Raw genomic sequence first — 25174 nt, forward strand, 5'->3', positions numbered from 1 at the left:
CCGCCGCCGGCGGCTTTGTGCTATACTGGAGCTGTAAGCTCTGACATGTCCCGGTTTCCGGGCTTTTATACTGATACGAGGAGATTATTATCCATGGACAATCAGGATCTGCGCCTTGCCGTGCTCATCGACGCGGACAACGCCCCCCGCTCCGCCCTGCGGGACATCATGGCCGAGGCGGCGGTGTACGGCACGCCCACGGTCAAGCGCATCTACGGCGACTGGACCACCCCCAACATGGCCTCCTGGAAGCCCCTGCTGCTGGAGCACGCCATCACCCCCATCCAGCAGTACAGCTACACCACCGGCAAGAACGCCACCGACTCGGCCATGATCATCGACGCCATGGACCTGCTCTACTCGGGCCGGTGCGACGGGTTTGTGCTGGTGTCCAGCGACAGCGATTTCACCCGCCTGGCCACCCGGCTGCGGGAGGCGGGGATGAAGGTGTACGGCATGGGGGAGAAAAAGACCCCCCTGCCCTTTATCGTGGCCTGCGACAAGTTCATCTACATCGAGGTCATCCGGGCCGCCGGGGAAAAGGCCCGGCAGGAGGCGCTGGCGGCGTCCATGCCGGAGCCCGAGCCCGGCCCGGAGCCGGAGAAGGACAGCCCGGCCCAGCCAGCCAAGCGCCCGGCCAAAAAGGCGGCCAAAAAGAAGGCCGCCCCCGCCCAGCCCGCGCCCCCCGAGCCGGAGGAGATCGCCGGGGTTCCCAGGGCGGTGGTGGACCTCATCGCCGACTCCCTGGAGAGCATCGCCGACGAGGACGGCTACGGCTTCATGGGCAAGCTGGGCAATCTGCTGCTGAAAAAGCAGCCCGACTTTGACCCCCGGAATTACGGCTACTCCAAGCTGACCCAGCTGGTGAAGGCCCTGGACCGGTTTGAGGTGGTCTCCCGCCAGACCAGCGCCGACGATCCCACCAAGCACGTATACCTGCGGGATAAGCGCCGGAAATAATTACAGTTTGTATCCTCTATCTGAAGCAAAGGAGGAGCGCGGCAGACGCCGCGCTCCTCCTTTGCTTTGAAAAGGTCTTACGCAGAAGGGAACAGCCCTCGGCAGAGTTTCGCCGCCCCAGGCGGCGAAATAAAGTCCAACCGTTTTTTCCGGGGACATGCGCCTCGGAAAAAACACTGCTCAGCCCACAAACGTGCGCGCTCCGCGCGTGCGCTGCGGCGGGCTGCGTCCCCGCTCAAAAATGCCCGCATTTTTGAGCGGCTTGGCGGCAATGCCGCCAAGCCGAAAGGAGCGCGGCAGACGCCGCGCTCCTCCTTTGTCTTTTGTTTGGGGGACTTACTTGGCGTACTCCACAACCTTGGTCTCCCGGATCATATTCACCTTGATCTGGCCGGGGTACTCCAGCTCTTCCTCGATCTTCTTGGCGATATCCCGGGCCAGGAGCACCATCTGGTCCTCGCTGACCTTCTCGGGGGCCACCATGATGCGGACCTCCCGGCCCGCCTGGATGGCGAAGGACTTCTCCACGCCGGGGAAGGAGGAGGTGACCTCCTCCAGCTTCTCCAGGCGCTTGATATAGTTCTCCAGGTTCTCACGCCGGGCGCCGGGCCGGGCGGCGGACACCGCGTCGGCCGCCTGAACCAGGCAGGCCACAATGGTGCGGGGCTCCACGTCGTTGTGGTGGGCCTCAATGGCGTGGACCACGTCCTCGTTCTCCTTGTACTTCCGGGCCAGCTCCACGCCGATCTGGACGTGGGAGCCCTCCACCTCGTGGTCAATGGACTTGCCCAGGTCGTGGAGCAGGCCGGCCCGCTTGGCCTGGGCCACGTCGGCGCCGATCTCGGCGGCCAGCAGGCCCGCCAGGTGGGAGACCTCGATGGAGTGGTTGAGTACGTTCTGGCCGTAGCTGGTGCGGTACTTCATGCGGCCCAGCAGCTTGACCAGCTCGGGGTGGAGGCCGTGGACGTTGGTCTCGAACACGGCCCGCTCGCCCTCGGCCTTGATGGTGGCGTCCACCTCCCGCTTGGCCTTCTCCACCATCTCCTCAATGCGGGCGGGGTGGATGCGGCCGTCCTGGATCAGCTTCTCCAGGGCGATGCGGGCGATCTCGCGGCGGACGGGGTCAAAACAGGAGACCGTGATGGCCTCGGGGGTATCGTCGATGATCAGATCCACGCCGGTCATGGTCTCCAGCGTGCGGATATTGCGGCCCTCGCGGCCGATGATGCGGCCCTTCATCTCATCATTGGGCAGGGGAACGACCGACACAGTGGCTTCAGCCACGTGGTCAGCCGCGCAGCGCTGGATGGCAAGGGACAGAATTTCCTTGGCTTTGGCGTCGGCCTCTTCCTTGAACTGGGCCTCAATCTCCCGAATCTTCATGGCGGATTCGTGGGTGACGTCGGCCTCCAGCTGGTGGATCAGGTAGGCCTTGGCCTCCTCGGCGGTAAAGCCGGAGAGCCGCTCCAGGACCTCCATCTGGGTCTTTTTGACGGTGGCGACCTCCTCACGGGCTTCTTCCAGCTCGGTGAGCCTGGTCTGGAGCATTTCTTCCTTCTTCTCGATGTTCTCGGTCTTGCGGTCCAGGGTCTCTTCCTTCTGCTGGAGCCGGCGCTCCTGCTTCTGCAGGTCGGCCCGGCGCTCCTTCTGATCCCGCTCAAAGTCGTTGCGGGCCTTGAGGATCTCCTCCTTGGCCTCCACCAGCGCCTCCCGCTTCTTGCTCTCGGCGCTCTTGATGGACTCGTTAATAATCCGCTTGGCCTCCTCCTCGGCGCTGGAGATCTCCTTCTCGGCGACCTGCTTGCGCCACTTGACGCCAAGGGCGAAACCTATCAGCACGCCGACCAGCAGCGCGACGATAATTCCCACAATTAACATCCAAATGGGTACCATAAGGGCTGAACACACCTCCTACTTTCTTGGTTTTGATAACGTCAGTTATTTCATGGCATCGGCGGAGCTGGCGCTGCTTGTCCATTCCGCACAAAAATTGAAAAGCGCCCCCTGCTGCTTTTCAAAACTATACCTAGTCTATTTTAGTGCCGCCGCCCATTCCTGTCAAGAAAATTCGTATTCGATAAAAAGCGAAACAGGTGGAAAAACACGGCAGGGAGGCGGCTTCGCCTTCCTGCCGCGCAGTCTTCCGAAAAAGCCCCGGGGCTTTTTGACCCGCGAAAAATCCCTGCCGCAGTTCACAGGCGGCAGGGATTTTTTGCTTTACGCTCAGGTCATGGTGAAGAGCATTTTGGCCACCTCGCCCCGGCGGAGGGGGTCGGAGGGCATAATCTTGTTTTCATAGCCGCTGACGACCTCCTGGGCCACCAGGGTCTTGACATAGGCCAGGGACCAGTCGGGCACGCTGGCGGCGTCGTCAAAGGTCAGCTCGGCCTGGGCATACCCCTGGGCCTGTACCCGGCCCAGAATGGTCATGGCCTCGGCCCGGCTGATGGTGGCGGAGGCGTTGGCGCTCAGGTTGCCCGCGCCGTCGCTGCTCCCCTTCAGGTATCCCAGGGCGTACATGGCTCTGACGCCGGGCAGGGCCCAGTCGGGAATCTGGGCGGCGTCCACAAAGGGCAGCTCCACGTCGCTGTACTGGTTCATGTCCACCCCCAGCCAGCGGGCTACCATGGCGAAGAACTCTCCTCTGGTGATGGTCCGGTCGGGCTGGAACTGGAGGGTGCCGTCGGCCTCATTGGGCACGCCGGTGGTGATGCCCTGCTGATAGAGATAGTCGGCGTAACCGGCGGCCCAGTGGCCCTGGGTATCCGTAAAGATGGCGGCGGTCTCGCCGGTGTCCGCCGCGCTCTGGGTAGCGCTGCCCCGGCCGATGTTGCCGGAGGCGTCGGTCACGGTGACGGTCACCCGGTGGAGGCCGCTGTCCGCTGCGGGCAGGGCGGCGGTCAGCTTGGAGGACGCGGCGTCCCAGGTGAAGCTCAGGGGTTCTCCGTCATAGGTCAGGGCAATCTGGCTCTTGTCGAACTGCTTGTCCACGTCGTCGGATACCACGGCGGTGATGCCGCCGGACAGGCTCACCGACACGGTGGGGCAGACGCTGTCCTGAAGGGCCTCGTTGGAGGTGGTAATCTGGTCCAGCCAGACGGTACCGCCGGTGCTCTCCCCGCCGCCGTAGATAAAGTTGATGGACCGGATGGAGGCGGCATTGGCGGGCAGCTGGGCGGAGACATACCTCCAGCCGGTGAAGTTCAGGCTGGTGAGGGCCACCTCGCTGGTGGCGCCCTGTAGGTCGGCGATGGTGGCGGTGAGGCTGTTGCCCGATCCGTCGCCGTAAATCCACAGGTTCACCCACTTCTCCCCCTCGGCAATGGCGAGGGTGGTGGTCAGGCTGGCGGTGCCGGCGGTCTGGGCGTCGTACTCCGCCCGGAGGCTGCCGGCGCCGTAGCGCACATGGTCGGCGGCGGTCTCCTGGCTGAGCTGGACGGCCTCTGTGCCGCCCACGGAGTCAATGCCGTCCTCAAAGTCCTCCACCGCCTTCACATGGCCGGCCACGGTGACCGGGATGGTGACGGCGGTGCCCCCGGCCGAGACGGTCAGGGTGCCGCTGGCAGTCTTGTCGCCGGCGGTGATCACGCCGTTTTCGTCCACCGTGCCCACCGCCGGGTCCAGCGTCCAGGTGAAGCAGGTGTCCTGGGCGGTCAGGGCCAGCTTGCGGTAGACGGCGCCGGCCTTCAGATCCATAGTGCCGCCCGGCTCCAGATTGAGGGAGGTAACGGCCGCGCCGCTGGCCTCGCTGGAGAGGGTGATGCTGTCCGGCTTCTTGACCACGGTCATGGTGGTATAGCCGCTGGCCGTGCCGCTGGTGGCGGTAACCTGGGTGGCGCCGCTCTCGCTGCCGGCGGTAAAGAGGCCGCTGGTGTCCACCGTTCCGTCCCCGTTGCGGATGGACCAGGTGACGGGCGGCGTCCCCTCCATGGCGTAATAGGCGGTATCCAGCGGGGTGGCGGTGAGCTGCACCTGGGCCCCCGAGAGCACCAGGGACTCGCTGGGCGTCACATAGAGGCTGCCCAGCTCGCCGGTGGGCTGCAGATCGGTGGTCAGGAAGAGGGCCACGCTGTTGGCCCTCTCTCTGCCGTCGGAGGGCTTGTTGAGAACGGAGAGGCTGTCCCCGTCGGGGTAGGTGGCGCCGATGGTGGTGGAGCCGCCGCCGTCCAGGCTGATGGCGTCCACACAGCCCAGCTCCACCAGGCGCATGGCCACCTGGGTCAGGGTGGCGCCCACGCTGTACCCGGGCTGCTTGCCGTCAATGGTGTAGAAGATCACGGTTCCGTCGGCCTTCACGCCCACAGCGGTGTAGGCCGTCCGCTCAGAGGGCAGGCCGCTCTCCACCTTGCCGGCGGTGACCAGCTTGTAAAGGCCGCCCATGGCCTGTTCGGCCTCCTGCCAGATGGCGTCGGTGGTGGTCACGTCGATGTCGATAAGGTCCCCCGGCTGGAGGCTCTTCACGTTGGACAGCCAGTAGGAGTTGGCCTGGTTGTTGATGGACAAGACCGCCTTGCCAGCGGGGATGGCGATGGCTCCGGTGGACTCCAGCACCTGCTCCACCTTGTAGGTCACCCGGCTGCCGATCATGAGCTCGCCGCTCTGGGTCAGGGTGCCCTTGACCTCCTTGGCCGGGTCGGCCTCGCTGCCGGTCTGGGCGCCGCTGGTCAGGTCCTCGGAGCCGGTGATGTCCCCGTCCGCGGCGGAGGAGCCGCCGCTCTCCGCCGCCTCCTGGCTCTCCTCGGACACGTCCAGGTCCACGTCCACGCTCTCCCCCACGTCGTCCAGCACAGGGATGAGAATCACGTCGATGCCGGGCTGGGTGTTCTGAGTGGTGGCGCCGAAATCCTCGGTGAAGAGCACCATGCCGTCGCTGAGGCGGACCTTGTTGATGCCGCCGGTGACCTGGAAGGTGGTGTCATGGAAGGTGGCGGTCACCGTCAGGTCCGGCTTGCCGATGAAGGCGGTGCCGTCCCCCCGGAAGCCCACGGCGTAGTAGCCCTGGTTGTTGGTGCCGGGCACGGATCGGAGCACCCCGCCGGTGATGACGGTGCCAAGAGGCTCGCCGGTGGCCATCACATACAGGTCGCCGTTGATGCCGCCCACCAGCCGCCTGCCCTCGCCCTCCAGCCGCTGGGCCATGGCGGTGAGGGTCTCCCGGCTGGTGACCTTGTCGCCGTAGGCCACCACGGGGGTCACATTTTTGTTGGGCGTATAGGTAAAGTACCGCTCCGTCCGCAGATCTGAGTATGTATCACTCCAGAAAATCTGGTGTGTCAGCTCAGTGCCTGCGGACAGGCTGACCGTTCCGGTCTGTATATCGTGTCCCAGCGCCTCGGAGGCCCACGCCGCCGGGGCGAGTCCCAGGGCGGCGGCCAGTACCAGGGCGATGGTGCGTGTGCGAATTGACTTCATGCTCTCCTCCTGTCATGCGTGGCTGCGCGCTGCGTTTGTCGGCCTTATGCCTCATTATGTTAACATAATCTTTTCCTATTGTAAACAGCTTATCTCCTGGTAATACCAGAATTTTTCGTCAGTTCTCCGGCTTTTTCCCCATATCTTCCGCTTTTTTCTTCCCAAATGCCTCTCTGGCCTTGGGCAGCAGCTCAGACAGCGCCGACTTCTCCTGAACCTCCAGCAGCTCGCCGATGAGCTGGTTGGAGAGGAGGAAGCCCTGGGGGGTGAAATGCCAGCGGGTGTCCTGCCGGGCGGCCCAGCCGTGGTGCTCAAACTCGGCCAGCTTCTGCTCAATGGGCTCGAAATTCATATAGTACTGCCTGCGGTACTCCCACTCCTCAATGCCCCGGGTGGTGCGCATGCGGAGCATCAGGTACTCGCCGCCCCGCTCCCGCTTGGGGATGAGCTCGGACTCGTCAATGACCGTGCCGCCCTCCAGCACGCCGGAGATATAGCCGTCCAGATCCTTGACGAAGGAGTACCGCCGGCCGCCGAAGTCGGAGTGGGCGCCGGGGCCCAGGCCCAGGTAGGGCTTGCCCATCCAGTATTTCAGGTTGTGGCGGGACTGGCAGCCGGGCCTGGCGAAATTCGAAATTTCATACTGCCGGTAGCCCTCCTGCTCCAGCCGCTCCACCATCCACAGGTACATGTCCGCCTGGGCGTCGTCGTCGGGCAGCGCTTCTCCCCGGGTCACCCGCTGCCAGAGCGGGGTGCCCTCCTCCACCTTCAGCCCGTAGCAGGACAGATGCTCCGGCTTCAGCGCCAGGATCTGCTCCACGCTCTTCTGCCAGGAGGCCATGTCCTGGCCGGGCAGGCCGTAAATGAGATCCAGGGACAGGTTCTTTATCTTGGCCTCCCGGGCAGCGGCCACCGCCTGGCAGGTCTGCTCAAAGGTGTGGGGCCGGTGGATGGCCCGCAGCTCCTGGTCGCAGGCGGTCTGAGCCCCCAGGGAGAGCCGGTTCACCCCCGCCCGGCGGAGCCGCCGGAGCATCTTTACGTCCACGCTGTCCGGGTTGGCCTCCATGGTCACCTCAGCCTCCCGGCTCACGTCAAACCGCTTTTTTACCGCCCGCACCAGCTCTGCGATCCGTTTTTCCCCGTAAAAGCTGGGGGTGCCGCCGCCGAAATAGATGGTGTCCACCTGATACCCCTTGGCAAAAGGCGCCGTCTCCTTGATATGGGCCAGCAGGGCCTTCTGATAGTCGTCCATCCGGTCCTCCCGCCCCGCCAGGGAGTAGAAGTCGCAGTAGTCGCACTTGCTGCGGCAGAAGGGGATGTGGATGTAAATACCCAGCTTTTCCGTCATAGAGGGGCACCTCGTTCCTTGGTTTCTAAAGTAGACATTATACCCTCTTGTCCCCCCTCACTCAAGGCTGGAAATGTGAATTTTCCGGGCAGCGGAATTTTTTCCGTTTCCTCTTGACTTCTATGTAAAGTGTGCTATACTTTTATCGTAAAGCAAGCTTTACTTTTTCACAAGGAGGGATGTCTGACTTGAAAAACCGCATCGCCCAGCTGAGGAAGGCGGGCCGCATCACCCAGGAGGAGCTGGCCGAGGCCGTGGGAGTCACCCGGCAGACCATCATCTCCCTGGAGAACGGGCGGTACAACGCCTCCCTCCTGCTGGCCCACAGGCTGGCCCAGTATTTCCACCTGACCATTGAGGAGCTGTTTGTGTTTGAGGAGGATGAAACGTGAATCGATGCAGATATCCTCTGTCCCCTCTGTTCCGGTTAGGCGTTCTGCTGTTCTGCGCCGGAACTGCCGGTGAACGCCTCTCCCTGCTGCCCGGCGCGGTCTGCGCCTTTCTGTGCGGCGCGGGGGCAGCCCTGGGCCTTTGGGGGCTTTTCCTGCACACTCCCCTGGCCCGTCCGCTCCGTGCCTGGAAAGACAACATTTTAAGGAGGTTTTGACCATGATCCTTCGTCTCTTTTCCGCCGGTCACGGCGATTATCTTGCGGTGCTCCGCCGCCGCTGCTGGCTCTTCGGGCTGTGCATCGTCCTGGGTCTGGCCGCCGCCTGCGCGGGCTTTGTCCTGGCCGCTGCCGGCGCGCCTCTGCCCGACATGGCCATGGGCTTTTACTCCGGCTTCGGCACCGGCGTGGCCATCTGCGGCGTGGCAGGCCTCGCCGGTACCCGCCGCACCATGAAAGACCCCAAGAAGCTGCGGGCCTCCGAGATCAAGGAGACTGACGAGCGGCGCCACGAGGTGACCCGCCGGGCCGTCTCCCTCACCGCCCTGGTGCTCATCGTGCTGATCTACGTGGCCATGATGGTGTCCATCGCGGTGAACTTCACCGTGTTCCTCACCCTCATCGCCGCCGCCGCGGTGTTCTTCGCGGTGTTCCTCTCCTCCGTGGCCTACTACAACCATAAGCTGTGAGCGGAGACACGCGCGCGCCCCGGCGGCTCACCCTCGCCGTGTCCCCTGCCCAGGCGGGCCGGAAGGTGGACGCCCTCCTCCGTGGCCCGCTGGCCCTGTCGGGGACGGCCGTCAAACGGGCAAGGCGGCTGGAGGACGGCATTCTGCTGGACGGCGTCCGGGCCGCAGCGGGGGACCGGGTTCAGGCCGGGCAGGTGCTGTCCGTGGTGGTGGGGGACACAGAGGTGTCCGGGGCCATTGTCCCCGCCCCCGGCCCCCTGAACATTGTGTACCGGGACCAGGACGTGCTGGTGCTCAACAAGGCCCCCGGCGTGGCCGTCCACCCCGGCCCGGGCCATCATACGGATACAATCGGTAATTTCCTGATGGATTATTACAGAAAAGAGGGGATTTTGGCGGACTTCCACCCGGTCCACCGGCTGGATCGGGGCACCTCCGGCCTGCTGCTGGTGGCCCTCCACGGCCACGCCCAGGAGGTGCTCAAGGAGCAGCTCCACACGCCTTCCTTCCGGCGGGTGTACCTGGCGGTGTGCGAAGGCGTCCCGGAGCCCCTCTCCGGCGTCATTGACGCCCCCATCGGCCGGCTGGAGGGCTCCGTGCTGGCCCGGACCGTGCGGCCCGACGGCCAGCGGGCCGTCACCCGTTACCGGACCCTTGGGACCGGGCATGGCCGGGCCCTGGTGCGGCTGGAGCTGGAGACCGGCCGCACCCACCAGATCCGGGTCCACATGGCCCATATAGGCCACCCCCTCACCGGGGACTTCCTCTACGGCACCGAGGCCCCCGCTCTCATCCCCCGCCCGGCCCTCCATGCGGCGGAGCTGGTCTTCAACCACCCCATCACCGGCAGGCCCATGGCCTTTACGGCCCCGCTGCCCCAGGATATGGCGGCCCTGGCGCCGGAAGAATAGCGAAAAACAGCGTCCCGGGAGAGACCAAGCTCTCCCGGGACGCTGTTTATGCTCAGGCTGTCGAAAAAGTGGCTTCCGCCACTTTTTCGAAGGAGCTTCATTTGATTCCGTCATCTGCGGATGACGGAACTCTGCGAGGCTTCCTTTTCTGGGAGGTTTTTCGACACGCTGTATGCTGCAAGTCCGCAGTATTTCCGCCAGCGGCCGCTGCGCCACCGGAGGGTACACAGCACGCCCCGGAGGATGAGGTCCACAGCCATGGCGATCCATACCGCCTCCAGGCCCATGCCGAACTGGAACACCAGCAGGGGCGCCAGGGCGATGCGCACCCCCCACATGCACACCAGGCTGACCACCATGGGGAAGCGGACGTCCTGTCCGCCCCGGAGGGCGCCGGTAAACACGATGGAGGCGGCGAAGAAGGGTTCGGCCACCGACACGATGCGCAGCGCCATGGCGGCCTGGGCCACCACTTCCTGATCTGTGTTGAACAGCCCGGCCAGGGGCGCGGCCAGCAGGAAGAGGAGCACGCCGGTTCCCACGCACAATCCGAAGCCCAGCAGGCCGGACAGGGTGCCGTAGGCCTCGGCGTCCTCCCGGCTGCCCTCCCCCACCGACTGGCCCACCAGGGCGGTGGCGGCGTAGGAGATGCCGTAGGCCGGCAGATAGCACAGCCCCTCGGCGGTGGTGGCGATCTGGTTGGCCGCCAGGGCCACGGTGCCCAGGTGGGCCACCAGCGCGGTCATGGCGATCTGGCCCAGGTTTACGGTGGCCCGCTCGGCGGCGGAGGGCAGGCCCAGCATGGCCGCCCGGCGGAGAATGGGCCCGTCAGGCCGCAGGCCCTCCCGGAGATTCACCCGGTACCGTTCCCCCTGGCGCAGCGCCACCCACACCATGGCCGCTCCCGAGGCTGTGAGGGCGATGGCAGAGGCGATGGCCGCCCCGGCGGCCCCCAGCCCGGCGCCGGGGATGGTAACCGTCCAGCCCAGGATATCCGCCTGGCGGGTGGGGTAGATGAAGAAGAAGTTGAGCACAATGTTGAGCAGGTTGGCCATGGTATTGAGGATGAGCGGGGCCTTGCTGTTGCCCATGCACCGCAGCACCGCGGAGAACACAATGCCCGCCGAGGCAAACGGCAGGGCGGCAGTGTAGCACCGCAGGTAGGCCACGGCGGCAGGGTACACGTCCGGCTTTGCCCCCAGCCACAGGGGAATCAGCCCGGCCAGCAGCTGGTACACCGCCAGAGCGGCCAAGCCGCAGGCAAAGGCGCCCAGCACGCTCTGCCGCAGCACCTGCCGAACCCGGTTGTCGTCTCCGGCCCCTACCGCGTGGGAGATCTGAACCGAGAAGCCCACGCCTACGCCGGCCAGGATGCCGTTGATGAGCCAGATGGACGCCGCGTTCACCGACACCGCCGCCGTGCCCCCCGCGCCCAGAACACCCACCATGGCGGTGTCCACGTAGCTGACCATGGTGGCCAGAATCTGTTCCATAATCGCGGGCCAGGACAGCCGCCACATGGTGCCCATGCGGTGGCTCCCGGCCCGTTTCTTCCATTTCAAACTTTATATCTTCCTTTCCTTCGGGGCAGACACGCTTACACGCCGGTCAGGTCAAAATCGGGGATAAAGCCCTCGGTGGCCGAGAGCAGCTCCTGGGTAAAGCCGTCCAGATTCAGGGCGGAGAAGTACTCCTCCGCCGCACGGATCTCTGAGCTTCTGGCCCGGCGGTTGATCTCCGGGTACTCCGGGGCGCGGCCGCAGGGCACATACTGGCTCATGAGGGAGAAGAGGACCGTGTGGGGCGGGAACTGCTCCGAGACAAAGTCCATCACCGCCTTGGCCTCCTTCACCCGGCCGGGGAGAATCAGGTGCCGGATGAGTACGCCCTTCTTCAGCAGGCCGTCCCCATCCAGCTCATAGGGGCCGGTCTGGCGCACCATCTCCTTGATGGCGGCCACCGCCTTCTCCGGGTAGTCGGGCGCGCCGGAGTACCGCGCCGCGGCGGCGGAATCCAGGTACTTCAGGTCGGGCATGTAGATCTGCACTTTCCCCTCCAGAGCGCGGAGGGTGCTCACCTCATCGTACCCCCCCGAGTTCCATACCACCGGCACCGGCAGGGGCTCGGCCAGGGCCCTGGCGACGGCGTGGGAGAAGTGGGTGGGGTTGACCAGGTTGATATTGTGGGCCCCCTGGGCGATGAGCTCAAAGAAGATCTCCCGCAGCCGCTCCACGGAGATGGGCTTGCCGAAATTGCCGTGGCTGATGGCGTCGTTCTGGCAGAACACGCACTTGAGGGAGCAGCCGGAGAAAAACACGGTGCCCGACCCCCGGGTGCCCGAGATGGGGGGCTCCTCCCACATGTGGAGGGCGGCCCGGGCCACCACCGGCAGCTCTGGCATGGCGCACACGCCGCCGCCGGAGGTCCCGGTCCGCTCCGCGCCGCACCTGCGGGGGCAAAGACTGCACTTCATGGCCCTCACGCCTCTCCGCCCGGCAGGGTCTTGCGCCAGTCGGGCCCCAGGTCGCCCTCCTTCCAGTGCTTGCGGCACAGGCCGATGTACTGGTCGTTGGCCCCCAGCACCACCTGCTCGCCCTCCTTGAGGACGTGGCCCTGGGCGTCGAATCGCGCGTTGCAGGTGGCCTTCTTGCCGCACCAGCAGATGGTCTTGATCTCCTCGATGATGTCGGCGCAGGCCAGGAGCTCCTGGGAGCCGGGGAACAGGTCCCCCCGGAAGTCGGCCCGCAGGCCGTAACAGATGACGGGCAGGCTCAGGTCGTCCACCAGGTGGGTCAGGTACTGGACCTCCTCCCGGCTGAGAAACTGGGCCTCGTCCACGATGACGCAGGCGTAGGGCTTCAGCTCCTCGGGGGACATGGCCCTCAAGTCGGAAAAGTAGATGCAGGGGTTGCTCAGCCCGGCCCGGGAGGCCACAAAGCGGGCGCCGTCCCGCTGGTCAATGGCGGGCTTCACCAGCAGGGCCTCCTGGCCCCGCTCCTCGTAGTTGTACCGCACCATCAGGGCGTTGGCCGTCTTGCTGGAGCCCATGACCCCGTAGCGGAAATAGAGCTTTGCCATCCTTCTCTCCTCTTTCTCTCTCAATTTGGCCCAATATTACATGAGCTTCTTCACCATGTTCAGGTTCTTGCCCTCATAGGGGGCGTACCGCAGGGGCAGGTCCAGCTTCCCGCGGCGCACGATGGTGCGGTAGTGGGTGAAGGTGTCGAAGCCGGCCCGGCCGTGGCAGGCGCCCATGCCGCTGTTGCCCACGCCGCCGAAGGGCACGTGGGGATTGGCCAGGTGGATGACCGTGTCGTTGACGCACACGCCCCCCGAGGGCAGGGCGGAGAGGACGCGCCTCTCCAGGGTCTTGTCCCCGGTGAAGAGATAGAGGGCCAGGGGGCTGGCCTTCTGCTGCTGCCGGGCAATGAGGTCGTCCAGGCTGTCGTAGGTGAGCACGGGCAGCACCGGGCCGAAGATCTCCTCCTGCATGACCGGGTCCGTCTCCGCCACATCCACCAGCACCGTGGGCTCGATGCGCCGGGCCGCCGGGTCGGTGCGGCCGCCCACGGCGGTCCTCCCGCTTCCCATCAGACCGGAGACCCGGTTGAAGTGCTTCTCGTTGATGATTTTGGGCAAATCCGGCCCGGCCAGCGGGTCAGCGCCGTAGAGCTGGTGGATCTGCCCCTCCAGTTCCTTCACAAAGGCGTCCCGCAGACGGGTGGGGATATACACATGGTCGGGGGCCACGCAGGTCTGGCCCCCATTGAGAAACTTGCCCCAGGCGATGCGTCGGGCGGCCAGGTGGATATTGGCGTCGGGGGCGATGATCACCGGGGACTTGCCCCCCAGCTCCAGGGTGACGGGGGTCAGGTGCTTCGCCGCCGCGGCCATCACCGTCCTGCCCACGGCGGGGGACCCGGTGAAGAAAATATAGTCAAAGTTCTGCCCCAGCAGGGCGGCGTTTTCCTCCCTGCCCCCCTGGACCACGGACACATATTCAGGCGGGAAGATGTCCCCCAGCAGCTCCGCCACCGCCCGGGCCACGCTGGGCGCGTAGGCCGACGGCTTCACCACGGCGCAGTTGCCCGCCGCCAGAGCGGAGATGAGGGGCACCAGGGTGAGCTGCACCGGGTAGTTCCAGGGGGACATGATGAGGACCGTGCCGTATGGCTCCGGCGCCACCCGGCTGCTGGCCGGGAAGAGGGGCATGGCCGAGGGCCGGCGTTTGGCCGCCGCCCACTTCTTCAGGTGCTTGCGGGCAAAGCGCAGCTCGGCCAGGGTCATGCCGATCTCGCTGAGCCAGGACTCGTAGGCCGCCTTGCCCAGATCGGCCTTCAGGGCGGCGCACAACGCCCCCTCCCGCTCCTCCAGAGCCTGCTCCAGCTTTTTCAGCTGGATGAGCCGCCACTCCGTGCTGCGGGTGGCTCCGGTATTCCAAAATTCCCGCTGCCGGGACACCATGGCCTCAAATTCCATCCAGTACCTCCTGTATATTTCCCGCTCCGGCCAGCCCCTCCTCCACTAGGGGAGCGAAGGACTGGAAGGCGTTGGGCACGGCGTAGATCTGCCGCAGGTCGGAGCCGCCGGCCCACACCCAGCCCTCGGGCAGCTCCTCCGTCTCCGCCTGTACCAGCCGGGCGGTCATGTGCCATTCGATGTGGGTGAAGATGTGCTTCCCCGCGCCGCCCCACCGCTGAGACGCCGGGACGATGCCCCACGCTTCCAGTATACCCGTTTTTTCCGCCGGCTCATTGGGGTACTCCCACAGCCCGGCCAGCAGGCCCTTCTCCGGCCTGCGGCGGAGGGCCACCCGGCCCTCATGGAAGATGAGGTACACCGTCCGCTCCTCCACCCGCCGGGCCTTCTTGGGGGCCTTGACGGGGAGAACGTCGATTTTGTCCTGGGCCAGGGCGGCGCAGAAACCTGCCGCCGGGCATCTGTCGCACAGAGGCGCGCCGTTGGGCAGGCATACGGTTGCCCCCAGCTCCATCATGGCCTGGTTAAAGGCGCCCGGCATGGCGGTGGGGATGATCTCCTGCAGGGCCTGTCCCATCCGCTTCTTGGTGGCGGGAAGGGTGATATCCTCCTCGTCCCCGGCGACGCGGGAGACCACCCGGAGCACGTTGCCGTCCACCGCCGGAACGGGGATGCCGAAGGCGATGGAGGCGATGGCCCCCGCCGTATACTCCCCCACTCCGGCCAGGGTGAGCAGCTCCTCATAGCTGGCGGGCAGGGCCCCGCCGTACCGCTCCATCACCTGCCCGGCGGCCTTTTTCAGGTTGCGGGCCCGGCTGTAATACCCCAGCCCCTGCCAGAGCTTCATCAGGGTGTCGTCCTCCACCGCCGCCAGGGCGGCCACGTCGGGCAGGGCCGCCATGAAGCGGCTGTAATAGCCCATCACGGCGGCCACCCGGGTCTGCTGGAGCATAATCTCGCTGACCCAGACGTGATAGGGAGTGGGATCGCTCCGCCAGGGCAGCACCCGGGCGTTCTCATGGTACCAGGCCAGCAGGGGGATGGGCAGTTGTTCCAGTTCTCTCAAGGGTGACCTCCGCAGATATATTTTCTCTCAGAAAATGGGCGGACAAACCGCGTTGCGGCTTGTCCAGCAGACATTATATAATGAAGAAAAACTTTTTTCAACAGGCCAATCAAACCCATGCCCAAGTCCGTCTAATGGGTGAATGGAGCTCCAATTCAACTGAGAGGAGGGATCCCCTCTGGACGCCAACGAGTACGCCCACCGGGCGCATGAATACCGCGCCGCCCTGTACCGCACGGCCCTGCTCTATCTCCACAGCCCGTCCATGGCCCTGGACGCGGTGGACGAGGCGGTGTACAAGGGCCTGACCGCCTGCCGCAAGCTGCGCCAGCCCCAGTTCTTCCGCACCTGGCTGACCCGGATTCTCATCAACGTCTGCAACGACGAGCTGCGCCGCCGCGCCCGGGAGACCGGTATGGCCCAGCTGCCCGAGACGGCGGCCGAGGCCTTTGACAGCCTGCCCCTGAAGGAGGCCATTGCCCGCCTGCCCAAGGATCTGCGGGCGGTGGTCATTCTGCGGTACTTCACCGGCCTGACCCTGGCCGAGACCGCCCAGGCCCTGGACATCCCCCAGGGCACGGTGGTCACCCGGCAGCGCCGGGCCCTGGCCCTGCTGAAACTGGAATTAACCGACCCTGAGGAGGTGTGACCATGAACCGAACTGAGGAATTCAACGCCCTGCTCCACGAGCTGGAGCAGGCTCCCCCCCAGCTGGACGGCACGGTGGACCGGGCCAGAGCCAGGCTCCGCCGCAGGCGCGCCGGCCGCCGGTGGGGCATTCCGGCGGCCAGTTTGGCGGGCGTGGCCGCGGCCTTTGTGCTGCTGGTGAACTACTCCATGCCCTTTGCACAGGCCTGCTCCACAGTCCCCGTGCTGCGGGAGCTGATGGCCGCCGTGGCCTTCTCCCCCAGCCTGAAGCTGGCGGTGGAGCACAATTACGCCCAGTATATCGGCGCGGAACAGACACAAAACGGCGTCACCCTGCGCCTGGAATACCTGATTCTGGACCAGGGACAGCTTCAGTTCTTCCTGAAGGCCTCCGGACCCTGGGATTCCTACCAGGCCCATCCCACCCTGACCGACGGGGACGGCGTCCCCGTGGAGGGCAATGTCATCTCCTCCACCATCTTTGACCCTGACGAACTTGTGGGCGCCGCATCTGTTCACGTTTTGGGCGACAGCTTCCGCTTCCCCAACGTGCTGCGGATTACCTTCCACCTGACGGGCGAAAGTCACTCCGGTCAGGCCCCTGCCAGCGCCCTGGGGGATGAGGAGGAGACGGCCCCCGCCTACGAGGGCGACTTCTCCTTCGAAATTCCCCTGGACGCCTCCCACCTGAACGAGGTCATGTCCATCCCCATGGGGGACTGGGTGGAGGTGGACGGCCAGCGGCTCCGCTTCGCTCTGGACAGCTACCCCACCCACGGCCGCCTGACCGTGGAGGAGCACCCGGACAACACCGCCTCCCTGGCGGGCCTGGACTTCTACCTGGAGGACGAGAAGGGCAACAAGTACGAGGACAATCCCTCCGGTTCCATCGGCGGCCTGGGCAATGCCCGGATGTGCGACACCACCTTCTTTGCAGACCCCGCCCACCTGACCCTCTATATCACCCGTCTGGACTGGCTGGAGCCGGAGAAGGAGTGGGTGACGGTGGACCTGGAGCGGGGCGTGGCCCTGGACTCCCTGCCCGAGGGCGTGAATCTTGCGGTGAACCGGACGGGGGATTCCGCCCTGGAGCTGGCCCTGCTTGCCCCCTTCTCTCCGTCGGTCAATGAGAGCGCCACTTCGCAGTACCAGATGGACAGTGCCGTGCTGAGCCTGGAATCCACTTCTAAAATGGTGTTCTATCAGGTAGGCAGCGGTAATTACCGCTCCCCTGACGGCAAAGAGCACGATTTCGGCGGCCACAGCGTCATGCATGTGGGAGCGCTGTGGTGCGGCACGGATGGGGAACTGGCCGTGCCCGAGGGTTACTTTGTGGAGCTCTACCATCTGGTGGGCTATGAGGAGAACACCATAGACATCGGCCTCCACTTCACCCAGCGCAAGGACCTGGACACCCCTATTCCTGTCATTCTCAAGTAAGATGCAAAAAGCCCAGGGGGTGTGGAGTTTTCCACACCCCCTGGGCTTTTTGTGGACAAATATAAGAGATTATTTTTCCAGCTCCTCCAGCAGCGCCACCGCCTCGTGGACCATGCGGTCGCAGTGGGGCTTGCGCTCCTCGCCCCGCTGGGCAGCGGCGGCCAGAAGCTGGGCGCAGTCCAGGCAGCCGTTCTTTTCCTTAAAAGCGTCGGTCAGGGCCTTGGCCGCGGCGGCGTCCCTGCCGGTCATGCCCAGCACCATCAGCGCGCCGGTGACCGCGCCGCAGGTGGCGCCCCGGCGCATGCCCGCGCCGAAGTTGCTGCCCAGGGCGTTGGCCGCCTCGTGGCTCAGGCCGCACTCCCGGGCAAAGGGGATGAGCACCGACTGGCAGCAGTTGTAGTGTACCGTGGTGTCCGCCCGGAGGGCGCTTACGTGTTCCTGTTTCGTCATGGGTAATCCCCCGTTTTCTCTGTGGTTTATTCCGCATCCAGCACCATCTGGTTGTACTGCAGAAAGCGGAACCCCAGCCGCTCATAGAGCCGGGCGGCGCCTTCGTTGGCGCCGGTGACCTCCAGCCGGAAGCGGCGGCACTCCGGGTGCTCGGCCATCACCCGGCGGAACACCTGACTGCCGTACCCCTTGCCCCGGCAGCTGTCCTTAAAGTACAGCTCGTCAAAAATGAGCACCTTTCCGCCCATCTCCGAGGCGTAGCCCCAGGTCAGATAGCAGTAGCCCACCGGCGCGTCCTCCTCCAGCAGCAGCAGGCCCTCAATGAGGGGCTGCGCCGGGTCCACCGCGTCCCAGAAGGCCCGCTCCAGGATGGCCGGGTCCACCTGATGCTCCACGGCGGGGCTGTGGTAGAAGTCCGTCACCATGGCCATAACGGCGTCCCGGTCTCCGGACGCCATAGGTCTGATTGTCAGCATCTTACTCTTCCTTTCCATTGTATCTCAGTTGAAAATATCCGGATTGTCGCTGAACATCTGCTTCACCCGCTCCAGCAGGGGGCGGTGCTTGGGCCGCGTCAGCCCCGGGTCGGCCTCCAGCAGGTCATGGGCGGCCTGCTGGGCCTCCTTGAGCACGCGCACGTCCCCGGCCAGGTCGGCGATGTGGAGCTGGGGCAGGCCGTGCTGCCGGGAGCCGAAGAAGTCGCCGGGGCCCCGGAGCTTCAGGTCCTCCTCGGCGATTTTGAAGCCGTCGGTGGTGGAGGCGAGCGCCTTCAGCCGCGCCCGGCTGTCCTGGCTGCGGGTGGCGGTCATGAGCACGCAGTAGGACTTGTGCTTCCCCCGGCCCACCCGGCCCCGGAGCTGGTGGAGCTGGCTCAGGCCGAAGCGCTCCGCGTTCTCCACAATCATCAGCGCCGCGTTGGGCACGTCCACCCCCACCTCGATGACGGTGGTGGACACCAGCACGTCCACGTCCCCGGCGGAGAAGGCGGACATGACCGCGTCCTTGTCCTTCGGCTTCATCTTTCCGTGGACAAAGGCCACCCGCAGGTCGGGGAACACCTGGGTTTTCAGCGTCTCGGCGTAGGTGGTCACCGCCTTCAGGTCGGCCAGGCCGCCGGAGGCATCCTCCCCCTCCGGGTTCTCCTCCACGGCGGGGCAGACAATGTAGGCCTGCCGGCCCTCGGCCACCAGCCTGCGCACAAAGCCGTACATCCGCTGCCGCTTGTCCTCCCCCACCACAAAGGTCTCCACCGGCGTGCGGCCCGGGGGCAGCTCGTCGATGACCGACACGTCCAGATCGCCGTACACAATGAGGGCCAGGGTGCGGGGGATGGGGGTGGCGGACATGACCAGCACATGGGGCCGCAGCCCCCCCTCCGCCTTGGCGGCCAGAGCGGCCCGCTGGGCCACGCCGAAGCGGTGCTGCTCGTCGGTGATGACCAGCCCCAGCTTTTGAAATTCCACGCCCTCACTCAGCAGGGCGTGGGTGCCCACCATCAGGTCCACCTCCCCCGCCGCCAGGGCGGCCCTTGCCTTCCGCTTTTCGGCGGCCCTCATGCTGCCGGTGAGCAGCCCCACCTTCATCCCGGCGGGGGACAGCAGGGCGGACAGGGAGCGGAAGTGCTGCTCGGCCAGAATCTCGGTGGGGGCCATCATGGCGCTCTGCCAGCCGCCCCGCCAGGCCAGCCAGGCGCAGGCGGCGGCCACCGCCGTCTTGCCCGAGCCCACGTCCCCCTGGACCAGCCGGTTCATGGGCCGGCCGGAGGACATGTCCGCCGCCGCCTCGTCCACGGCGCGGCGCTGGGCCCCGGTGAAGGAGAAGGGCAGCAGGGACAAAAACGGCGTCAAATCCCGATGCTCCACCGCCGGGCCGGCGCCCCGGTCCCGGCCGGTGCGCAGCAGGGACATGCCGCAGGAGAGAAGGAAAAACTCCTCAAAAATCAGCCGCCTCCGGGCTATCTCCAGGGCCTCCCAGCTCTCGGGGAAGTGGATGTTCCGGCAGGAGAACTCCACCTGGGCCAGGCTGTGGGCCAGGCGCACCTCCTCGGGCAGCAGCTCGGGCGCCTGCGCGGCGCAAGCGTCCACGCACCGCCGGGTCAGCCCGGCCAGCAGGTTGTTGGAGATGCCCGCCGTCAGGGGGTAGACCGGCATGATGCAGCCGGTGAACCGGGCGGCGCCCTCCCGCTCGAACACCGGGTTGGTCATCTGCCGCTGTCTGCCCTGCCGCTCCACCTTGCCGTAGAAAATGTAGCTCTCCCCCTGGCGCAGGGCGTCCCGCACGTAGGCCTGGTTGAAGAAGGTGACGGTCATCACCGCCGTCTCGTCGGCCGCCTTCACCTTGACCAGCTCCAGGCCCTTGCGGATGTGGGACACCCGGGGTGTCTCGGCCACAAAGGCCGCCACGCACACCGGCTGTTCCTCGGGCGCGGCGTCAATGGTGGAGATTTTGGTCCGGTCCTCGTAGCTGCGGGGGTAGTACCCCAGCAGATTCTCCACAGTGGCCAGACCCAGCTTGGCCAGCCTGGCGGCTCTGGCGTCGCCGATACCCGGCAGCTCCTTCAGGCCGCTCTCCAGCGTCAGCGCCACGGTACTCCCCCCTTTCTCAGTCTTTGAGGCCTAGTCTACCATAAAACAGGCAGGCAAACAAGCGTTCTCCGTCGTCCGGTATTAAGGTCCGTCTTAATCCCGCCCTTTTCCTCTCTTTTTTCCGCTTTCTTCCCTAGTTTCCCGCCAAAGCGGGTTAAGTCCCCTCTTCTCTCCGGCTGTATTCCCCGTTCCCTTTTACGGTTTCCCTTAGCAGTTTTGCAGAAGAAATATATTGTTCTTTCATTTTTTCATGTTTTTCCCTCTGTCTTTGGTCTTTCTTTTCTTTTTTTGCAGAGCACAATAAAATTTATTGCAAAATCAGATTGCAGTCTGTATAATATTCTTTAACACATCAGTTTGACCGGAGTAAGGGCGGCACCGTCCCCCTCCGGACCGCGTCCGCCGCAGCGGGAAGAAAGGATGAATCAAGTGACAGAGCGTATATTCAATAAGGTACTGGTGGCCAACCGGGGCGAGATCGCCATCCGGGTGTTCCGCGCCTGCTACGACCTGGGGCTCCACACCGTGGCCATGTACTCCCACGAGGATATCAACAGCCTGTTCCGTACCCGTGCCGACGAGGCCTACCTCATCGGCCACAACAAGTCCCCTCTGGGGGCCTATCTGGACATTCCCGCCATCATCGACCTGGCCAAGCGGCGGAAAGTGGACGCCATCCACCCGGGCTACGGCTTCCTGTCCGAGAACCCGGACTTCGCCCGGGCCTGTGAGGAGGCTGGTATCAAGTTCATCGGCCCCTCTTCCGAGGTGCTGGCCCGCATGGGCGACAAGCTGGCCGCCAAGGCCACAGCCATCGCCTGCGGCGTGCCCACCATCCCCGGCTCCGACCGCCCCCTGAAGGACGCGGACGAGGCCCTGGAGAAGGCCATTTCCTACGGCTTCCCCATCATCCTCAAGGCGGCTGCCGGCGGCGGCGGCCGTGGCATGCGCCGGTGCGACAAGCCCGAGGAGGTGGCCCCCGCCTTTGAGCTGGTGCGCAACGAGGCCCGGAAGGCCTTCGGCAGCGAGGACATCTTCATTGAAAAATACCTGGTGGAGCCCAAGCACATTGAGGTGCAGATTCTGGGCGACCAGTACGGCAACGTGATGCACCTGGGCGAGCGCGACTGCTCCCTCCAGCGCCGTTACCAGAAGGTGGTGGAGTACGCCCCCGCCTGGAGCGTGCCCCAGGAGATCCGGGACAAGCTCCACGCCGACGCGGTGAAGGTGGCCAAGCACGTGGGCTACGTCAACGCGGGCACCGTGGAGTTCCTGGTGGACAAGGACGGCAACCACTACTTCATTGAGATGAACCCCCGGATTCAGGTTGAGCACACCGTCACCGAGATGGTCACCGGCGTGGATCTGGTGCGTGCTCAGATCCTCATCTCCGAGGGCTGCCCCCTGTCCGACCCCCGCATTGGCCTGACCAAGCAGGAGGATGTGCACATCAGCGGCTACGCCATCCAGTGCCGCGTCACCACCGAGGACCCGGCCAACAACTTCGCCCCCGACACCGGTAAAATCACCGCCTACCGCTCCAGCGGCGGCTTCGGCGTCCGTCTGGACGGCGGCAACGCCTACACCGGCGCGGTCATCTCCCCCTATTACGACTCCCTGCTGGTCAAGGTCACCGCCTGGGACAACACCTTTGTGGGCACCTGCCACAAGGCGGTGCGCGCCGTCAGCGAGGAGCACGTCCGGGGCGTCAAGACCAACATCCCCTTTGTCACCAACATCCTCACCCACCCCGCCTTCCAGGCGGGCAAGTGCCACACCAAGTTCATCGACGAGACCCCCGAGCTCTTTGACATCAACACCGGACGTGACCGTGCCACCAAGGTGCTCAAGTACATCGCCCAGATCCAGGTGGACAACCCCTCTGCCGAGCGCAAGCAGTACGATATCCCCCGGTTCCCGCCCGTCACCGGCAACCGGCCCGAGGGCCTCAAGCAGCTGCTGGACCGGGAAGGCCCCGAGGCGGTGAAGAAGTGGGTGCTGGACCAGAAGAAGCTGCTCATCACCGACACCACCATGCGTGACGCCCACCAGTCCCTGCTGTCCACCCGGGTGCGCACCCGCGACCTGCGTCTGGCGGCCGACGGCACCAGCGAGATTCTCTCCGACTGCTTCTCCCTGGAGATGTGGGGCGGCGCCACCTTCGACGTGGCCTACCGGTTCCTTCACGAGTCCCCCTGGGAGCGGCTGGACACCCTGCGGAAGAAGATCCCCAACATCCCCTTCCAGATGCTCCTCCGGGGCGCCAACGCGGTGGGCTACACCAACTACCCCGACAACCTGATCCGGGAGTTTGTGAAGGAGGCAGCCCGCAGCGGCATCGACGTGTTCCGCATCTTCGACTCCCTCAACTGGGTGCCCGGCATGGAGGTGGCCATGGAGGAGGTGCTCAAGGAGAACAAGCTCTGTGAGGCCTCCATCTGCTACACCGGCGACATTCTGGACCCCAAGCGGGACAAGTACACCCTGCAGTACTATGTAAATCTGGCCAAGGAGCTGGAGCGCCGGGGCGCCCACCTGCTGGCCATCAAGGACATGTCCGGCCTGCTCAAGCCCTATGCGGCCAAGAAACTGGTGTCCACCCTCAAGCAGGAGGTGGGCCTGCCCATCCACCTCCACACCCACGACACCACCGCCAACCAGGTGGCCGCCTACCTGATGGCCGCCGAGGCGGGGGTGGACATTGTGGACTGCGCCATCGCCTCCATGTCCAGCCTGACCAGCCAGCCCTCCATGAACGCGGTGGTGGCCGCCCTCCAGGGCACGGAGCGGGACACCGGCCTGGACCTGCAGCGGCTGCAGAAGCTGGACGACTACTGGGCCGACGTGCGCCTGCGGTACGACCACTTTGACCACGGCCTGAAAAACCCCACCACCGACATCTACCGCTATGAGATCCCCGGCGGGCAGTACACCAACCTCTACCCCCAGGTGGTCTCTCTGGGCCTGGGCCACCGGTTTGAGGAGGTCAAGGAGATGTACAAGACCGTCAACGACATGCTGGGGGACATCGTGAAGGTGACCCCCTCCTCCAAGATGGTGGGCGACCTGGCCATCTTCATGGTGCAGAACAACCTGACGCCGGAGAACATTGTGGAGCGGGGCGAGGCCCTCACCTTCCCCGACAGCGTGGTGAGCTACTTCAAGGGCATGATGGGCCAGCCTGCCTGGGGCTTCCCCGAGGACCTGCAGCGGGTGGTGCTCAAGGGCGAGAAGCCCATCACCTGCCGTCCCGGCGAGCTGCTGCCTCCCGTGGACTTCGACGCCGTGCGGGAGACCATGCGTCCCTTCATGTGCGGCGATGAGATCAACATGCGGGCCATGCTGTCCTACTGCCTCTACCCCAAGGTGTACGAGGAGTACCGCCAGCACCGCAACGAGTACGGCTACATCGCCCGCATGGGCAGCCATGTGTTCTTCCACGGCATGGCCCTGGGCGAGACCAACCAGATCAACATTGAAGAGGGCAAGACTCTGGTCATCAAGTACCTGGGTCTGGGCGACCTGAACGAGGACGGCACCCGTACCGTCCAGTTTGAGCTCAACGGCCAGCGCCGCGAGGTGGCGGTGCCCGACCGGACCGCCGAGGTCAAGGGCGTCCAGGTCACTCTGGCCGACCCGGCGGACAAGAGCCAGGTGGGCGCGTCCATCCCCGGCATGGTGTCCAAGGTGAGCGTCCAGCCCGGCGACAGGGTGGAGGCCAACCAGGTGCTGGGCATCATCGAGGCCATGAAGATGGAGACCAGCGTGGTGGCCCGTCTGGCGGGCACCGTGGAGGCCATCCATGTCCAGGAGGGCGACAACGTCAAGGCCGGCCAGCTGCTCTTCACCGTCAGGCCCGACTGATATTCCGTCTCACAGACATACTCTTTCAGCGGCACGGACGCCGGAAAAAAACATTTTATGGGAGAAACCGTATGGTGGATGTATATCAGCATTGTCCCAGATACGAGGACGGGCGCTATATTTTGAGACTGGTGTGCCCGGAGGACAAAAAGGACCTGTTAAAAGTATATTCCGACAAAGAAGCAGTGCCGTTTTTCAACAGCGACAACTGCGGCGGAGACGATTTCCACTACACGACGGAAAGCAGAATGGAACAGGCCATTGCATACTGGCTCTGGGAGTATGGCAGGCAGGGGTTTGTCCGCTGGGCGATTCTGTCGAAAGCCGCCGGGGAGGCGGTGGGAACCATAGAGCTGTTCCACAGAGACGCCGCCGACTACTTTACAAACTGTGGTTTGCTCCGGCTGGACCTTCGGAGCGACTACGAGCGCGCAGGCGAGATCGCCAGGATCCTGGGGTTGATCCTGGAACCTGCCTATGTGCTGTTCCACTGTGACAAAATCGCTACAAAAGCGGTCCCATCCGCCGCAGAGCGCATTGCCGCGCTGAAACACCTGGGCTTTCAGCCCTCGGCGGAGCATTTGGCAGGGCATGACGGAACTGCGTATGACTCCTATTTTGTATTGACCCGGCCGGCGGTCTGACACCCGGTCTTATCACAAAGAGAGCGCGCGCCGCTGTGCGGTGCGCGCTCTCAGGCTGTCGAAAAAGTCCTTGGACTTTTTCGACAGCCTTCAAAAACGCCATTACTTTCGCGCCGCACAGCGGCGCAAAAGTCCTCGCTCCGCTCGCCGGAAACCTTGCACAGCAAGGCTTCCGGGACATTCGATCCCACGCGAGGCGGGCGGCTGCCCCCTCGCGCTCCCCCGCCCCGACACAGCCCAAATTCTGTTCAACCGAGGTTTTTCGACACGCTGAGAGCGCGCGCCGCGGG

The 25174-nt window shown here is 65.0% G+C and carries 19 protein-coding genes; 8 read left to right on the forward strand and 11 right to left on the reverse strand.

Annotation, left to right across the window (positions count from 1 at the left end; all coding sequences use genetic code 11):
• The first annotated feature begins 93 nt into the window (after positions 1-93).
• Positions 94-960, forward strand: a complete 867-nt coding sequence (locus QZY67_RS02520) for an NYN domain-containing protein (RefSeq protein ID WP_295368386.1) — start codon at positions 94-96, stop codon at positions 958-960.
• Positions 961-1296: 336 nt separating this feature from the next.
• On the opposite strand, the gene rny is transcribed toward QZY67_RS02520, so the two are convergent.
• The 3 genes from rny to hemW form a co-directional block, all read right to left on the reverse strand.
• Positions 1297-2853, reverse strand: a complete 1557-nt coding sequence (gene rny / locus QZY67_RS02525; RefSeq protein WP_295368387.1) for a ribonuclease Y — start codon at positions 2851-2853, stop codon at positions 1297-1299.
• Between the two features lie 330 nt (positions 2854-3183).
• Positions 3184-6372, reverse strand: coding sequence for a phosphodiester glycosidase family protein (locus QZY67_RS02530; protein WP_295368388.1), 3189 nt, complete (start codon positions 6370-6372; stop codon positions 3184-3186).
• Between the two features lie 118 nt (positions 6373-6490).
• Entirely contained in the window at positions 6491-7720 is a 1230-nt protein-coding gene (hemW, locus tag QZY67_RS02535; RefSeq protein WP_295368389.1) for a radical SAM family heme chaperone HemW, read from the reverse strand.
• Between the two features lie 188 nt (positions 7721-7908).
• Between hemW and QZY67_RS02540 the strand changes: the two genes are divergently transcribed.
• The 3 genes from QZY67_RS02540 (at position 7909) to QZY67_RS02550 (ending at position 9708) form a co-directional block, all read left to right on the forward strand.
• Positions 7909-8112: a helix-turn-helix transcriptional regulator gene (locus QZY67_RS02540; RefSeq protein ID WP_294535885.1), complete on the forward strand. Its 204-nt coding sequence runs from the start codon at positions 7909-7911 to the stop codon at positions 8110-8112.
• A gap of 217 nt (positions 8113-8329) precedes the next feature.
• A complete protein-coding gene (locus QZY67_RS02545) occupies positions 8330-8797 on the forward strand; it encodes a hypothetical protein (protein WP_295368390.1) in 468 nt (155 codons plus the stop codon).
• Positions 8798-8862: 65 nt separating this feature from the next.
• Entirely contained in the window at positions 8863-9708 is an 846-nt protein-coding gene (locus tag QZY67_RS02550) for an RluA family pseudouridine synthase (protein ID WP_295368391.1), read from the forward strand.
• 110 nt (positions 9709-9818) lie between these two features.
• Here the strand turns inward: QZY67_RS02550 and QZY67_RS02555 are convergent, their stop codons facing one another.
• Genes QZY67_RS02555 through mutY form a run of 5 tightly spaced genes read right to left on the reverse strand, consistent with a single transcriptional unit; the run spans position 9819 to position 15253 of the window.
• The gene (locus QZY67_RS02555; RefSeq protein WP_295368392.1) at positions 9819-11270 is read right to left on the reverse strand and encodes an MATE family efflux transporter; all 1452 of its coding nucleotides are present in this window, start codon (positions 11268-11270) and stop codon (positions 9819-9821) included.
• 35 nt (positions 11271-11305) lie between these two features.
• Positions 11306-12181 carry a 4Fe-4S cluster-binding domain-containing protein gene (locus QZY67_RS02560; RefSeq protein WP_295368393.1) on the reverse strand — a complete coding sequence of 292 codons (876 nt, stop codon included), beginning with the start codon at positions 12179-12181 and terminating at the stop codon, positions 11306-11308.
• Between the two features lie 5 nt (positions 12182-12186).
• Complete coding sequence (locus QZY67_RS02565; RefSeq protein WP_295368394.1) at positions 12187-12786, reverse strand: thymidine kinase; 600 nt, start codon at positions 12784-12786, stop codon at positions 12187-12189.
• Between the two features lie 36 nt (positions 12787-12822).
• Positions 12823-14187: an aldehyde dehydrogenase gene (locus tag QZY67_RS02570; RefSeq protein WP_295368395.1), complete on the reverse strand. Its 1365-nt coding sequence runs from the start codon at positions 14185-14187 to the stop codon at positions 12823-12825.
• Positions 14177-15253, reverse strand: a complete 1077-nt coding sequence (gene mutY, locus QZY67_RS02575; RefSeq protein ID WP_295368396.1) for an A/G-specific adenine glycosylase — start codon at positions 15251-15253, stop codon at positions 14177-14179. Before mutY ends, QZY67_RS02570 begins: the two co-directional genes overlap by 11 nt.
• A 178-nt stretch (positions 15254-15431) precedes the next feature.
• Between mutY and QZY67_RS02580 the strand changes: the two genes are divergently transcribed.
• Positions 15432-15902: a sigma-70 family RNA polymerase sigma factor gene (locus tag QZY67_RS02580; protein WP_295368407.1), complete on the forward strand. Its 471-nt coding sequence runs from the start codon at positions 15432-15434 to the stop codon at positions 15900-15902.
• A 2-nt stretch (positions 15903-15904) separates the two neighbouring features.
• The gene (locus QZY67_RS02585; RefSeq protein ID WP_295368397.1) at positions 15905-17341 is read left to right on the forward strand and encodes a DUF4179 domain-containing protein; all 1437 of its coding nucleotides are present in this window, start codon (positions 15905-15907) and stop codon (positions 17339-17341) included.
• A 69-nt stretch (positions 17342-17410) separates the two neighbouring features.
• Here QZY67_RS02585 and QZY67_RS02590 read toward each other — a convergent pair whose 3' ends face one another.
• The 3 genes from QZY67_RS02590 to recG are packed head-to-tail and all read right to left on the reverse strand — an operon-like array spanning position 17411 to position 20376.
• Complete coding sequence (locus QZY67_RS02590) at positions 17411-17791, reverse strand: C-GCAxxG-C-C family protein (RefSeq protein WP_295368398.1); 381 nt, start codon at positions 17789-17791, stop codon at positions 17411-17413.
• Positions 17792-17817: 26 nt separating this feature from the next.
• Positions 17818-18267 carry a GNAT family N-acetyltransferase gene (locus tag QZY67_RS02595; RefSeq protein WP_294535831.1) on the reverse strand — a complete coding sequence of 150 codons (450 nt, stop codon included), beginning with the start codon at positions 18265-18267 and terminating at the stop codon, positions 17818-17820.
• 24 nt (positions 18268-18291) lie between these two features.
• Positions 18292-20376 (reverse strand): ATP-dependent DNA helicase RecG, encoded by a 2085-nt coding sequence (gene recG / locus QZY67_RS02600; protein ID WP_295368399.1) that lies wholly within the window; start codon positions 20374-20376, stop codon positions 18292-18294.
• A 420-nt stretch (positions 20377-20796) separates the two neighbouring features.
• Between recG and QZY67_RS02605 the strand changes: the two genes are divergently transcribed.
• Positions 20797-24240: a pyruvate carboxylase gene (locus QZY67_RS02605; protein ID WP_295368400.1), complete on the forward strand. Its 3444-nt coding sequence runs from the start codon at positions 20797-20799 to the stop codon at positions 24238-24240.
• Positions 24241-24311: 71 nt separating this feature from the next.
• Positions 24312-24884 (forward strand): GNAT family protein, encoded by a 573-nt coding sequence (locus QZY67_RS02610; RefSeq protein ID WP_295368401.1) that lies wholly within the window; start codon positions 24312-24314, stop codon positions 24882-24884.
• The last annotated feature ends 290 nt before the right edge of the window (positions 24885-25174 follow it).

It is taken from the genome of uncultured Pseudoflavonifractor sp. (assembly GCA_904419835.1).
Lineage (GTDB): Bacteria > Bacillota > Clostridia > Oscillospirales > Oscillospiraceae > Pseudoflavonifractor.

What these genes read in the sequence shown, in the direction of transcription:
- QZY67_RS02520 (WP_295368386.1), top strand. Translation starts at nt 94, where the DNA reads ATGGACAATCAGGATCTGCGCCTTGCCGTGCTCATCGACGCGGACAAC.
- rny (WP_295368387.1), bottom strand. Translation starts at nt 2,853, where the DNA reads ATGGTACCCATTTGGATGTTAATTGTGGGAATTATCGTCGCGCTGCTG.
- QZY67_RS02530 (WP_295368388.1), bottom strand. Translation starts at nt 6,372, where the DNA reads ATGAAGTCAATTCGCACACGCACCATCGCCCTGGTACTGGCCGCCGCC.
- hemW (WP_295368389.1), bottom strand. Translation starts at nt 7,720, where the DNA reads ATGACGGAAAAGCTGGGTATTTACATCCACATCCCCTTCTGCCGCAGC.
- QZY67_RS02545 (WP_295368390.1), top strand. Translation starts at nt 8,330, where the DNA reads ATGATCCTTCGTCTCTTTTCCGCCGGTCACGGCGATTATCTTGCGGTG.
- QZY67_RS02560 (WP_295368393.1), bottom strand. Translation starts at nt 12,181, where the DNA reads ATGAAGTGCAGTCTTTGCCCCCGCAGGTGCGGCGCGGAGCGGACCGGG.
- QZY67_RS02565 (WP_295368394.1), bottom strand. Translation starts at nt 12,786, where the DNA reads ATGGCAAAGCTCTATTTCCGCTACGGGGTCATGGGCTCCAGCAAGACG.
- QZY67_RS02570 (WP_295368395.1), bottom strand. Translation starts at nt 14,187, where the DNA reads ATGGAATTTGAGGCCATGGTGTCCCGGCAGCGGGAATTTTGGAATACC.
- QZY67_RS02585 (WP_295368397.1), top strand. Translation starts at nt 15,905, where the DNA reads ATGAACCGAACTGAGGAATTCAACGCCCTGCTCCACGAGCTGGAGCAG.
- QZY67_RS02590 (WP_295368398.1), bottom strand. Translation starts at nt 17,791, where the DNA reads ATGACGAAACAGGAACACGTAAGCGCCCTCCGGGCGGACACCACGGTA.
- QZY67_RS02595 (WP_294535831.1), bottom strand. Translation starts at nt 18,267, where the DNA reads ATGCTGACAATCAGACCTATGGCGTCCGGAGACCGGGACGCCGTTATG.
- QZY67_RS02605 (WP_295368400.1), top strand. Translation starts at nt 20,797, where the DNA reads ATGAATCAAGTGACAGAGCGTATATTCAATAAGGTACTGGTGGCCAAC.
- QZY67_RS02610 (WP_295368401.1), top strand. Translation starts at nt 24,312, where the DNA reads ATGGTGGATGTATATCAGCATTGTCCCAGATACGAGGACGGGCGCTAT.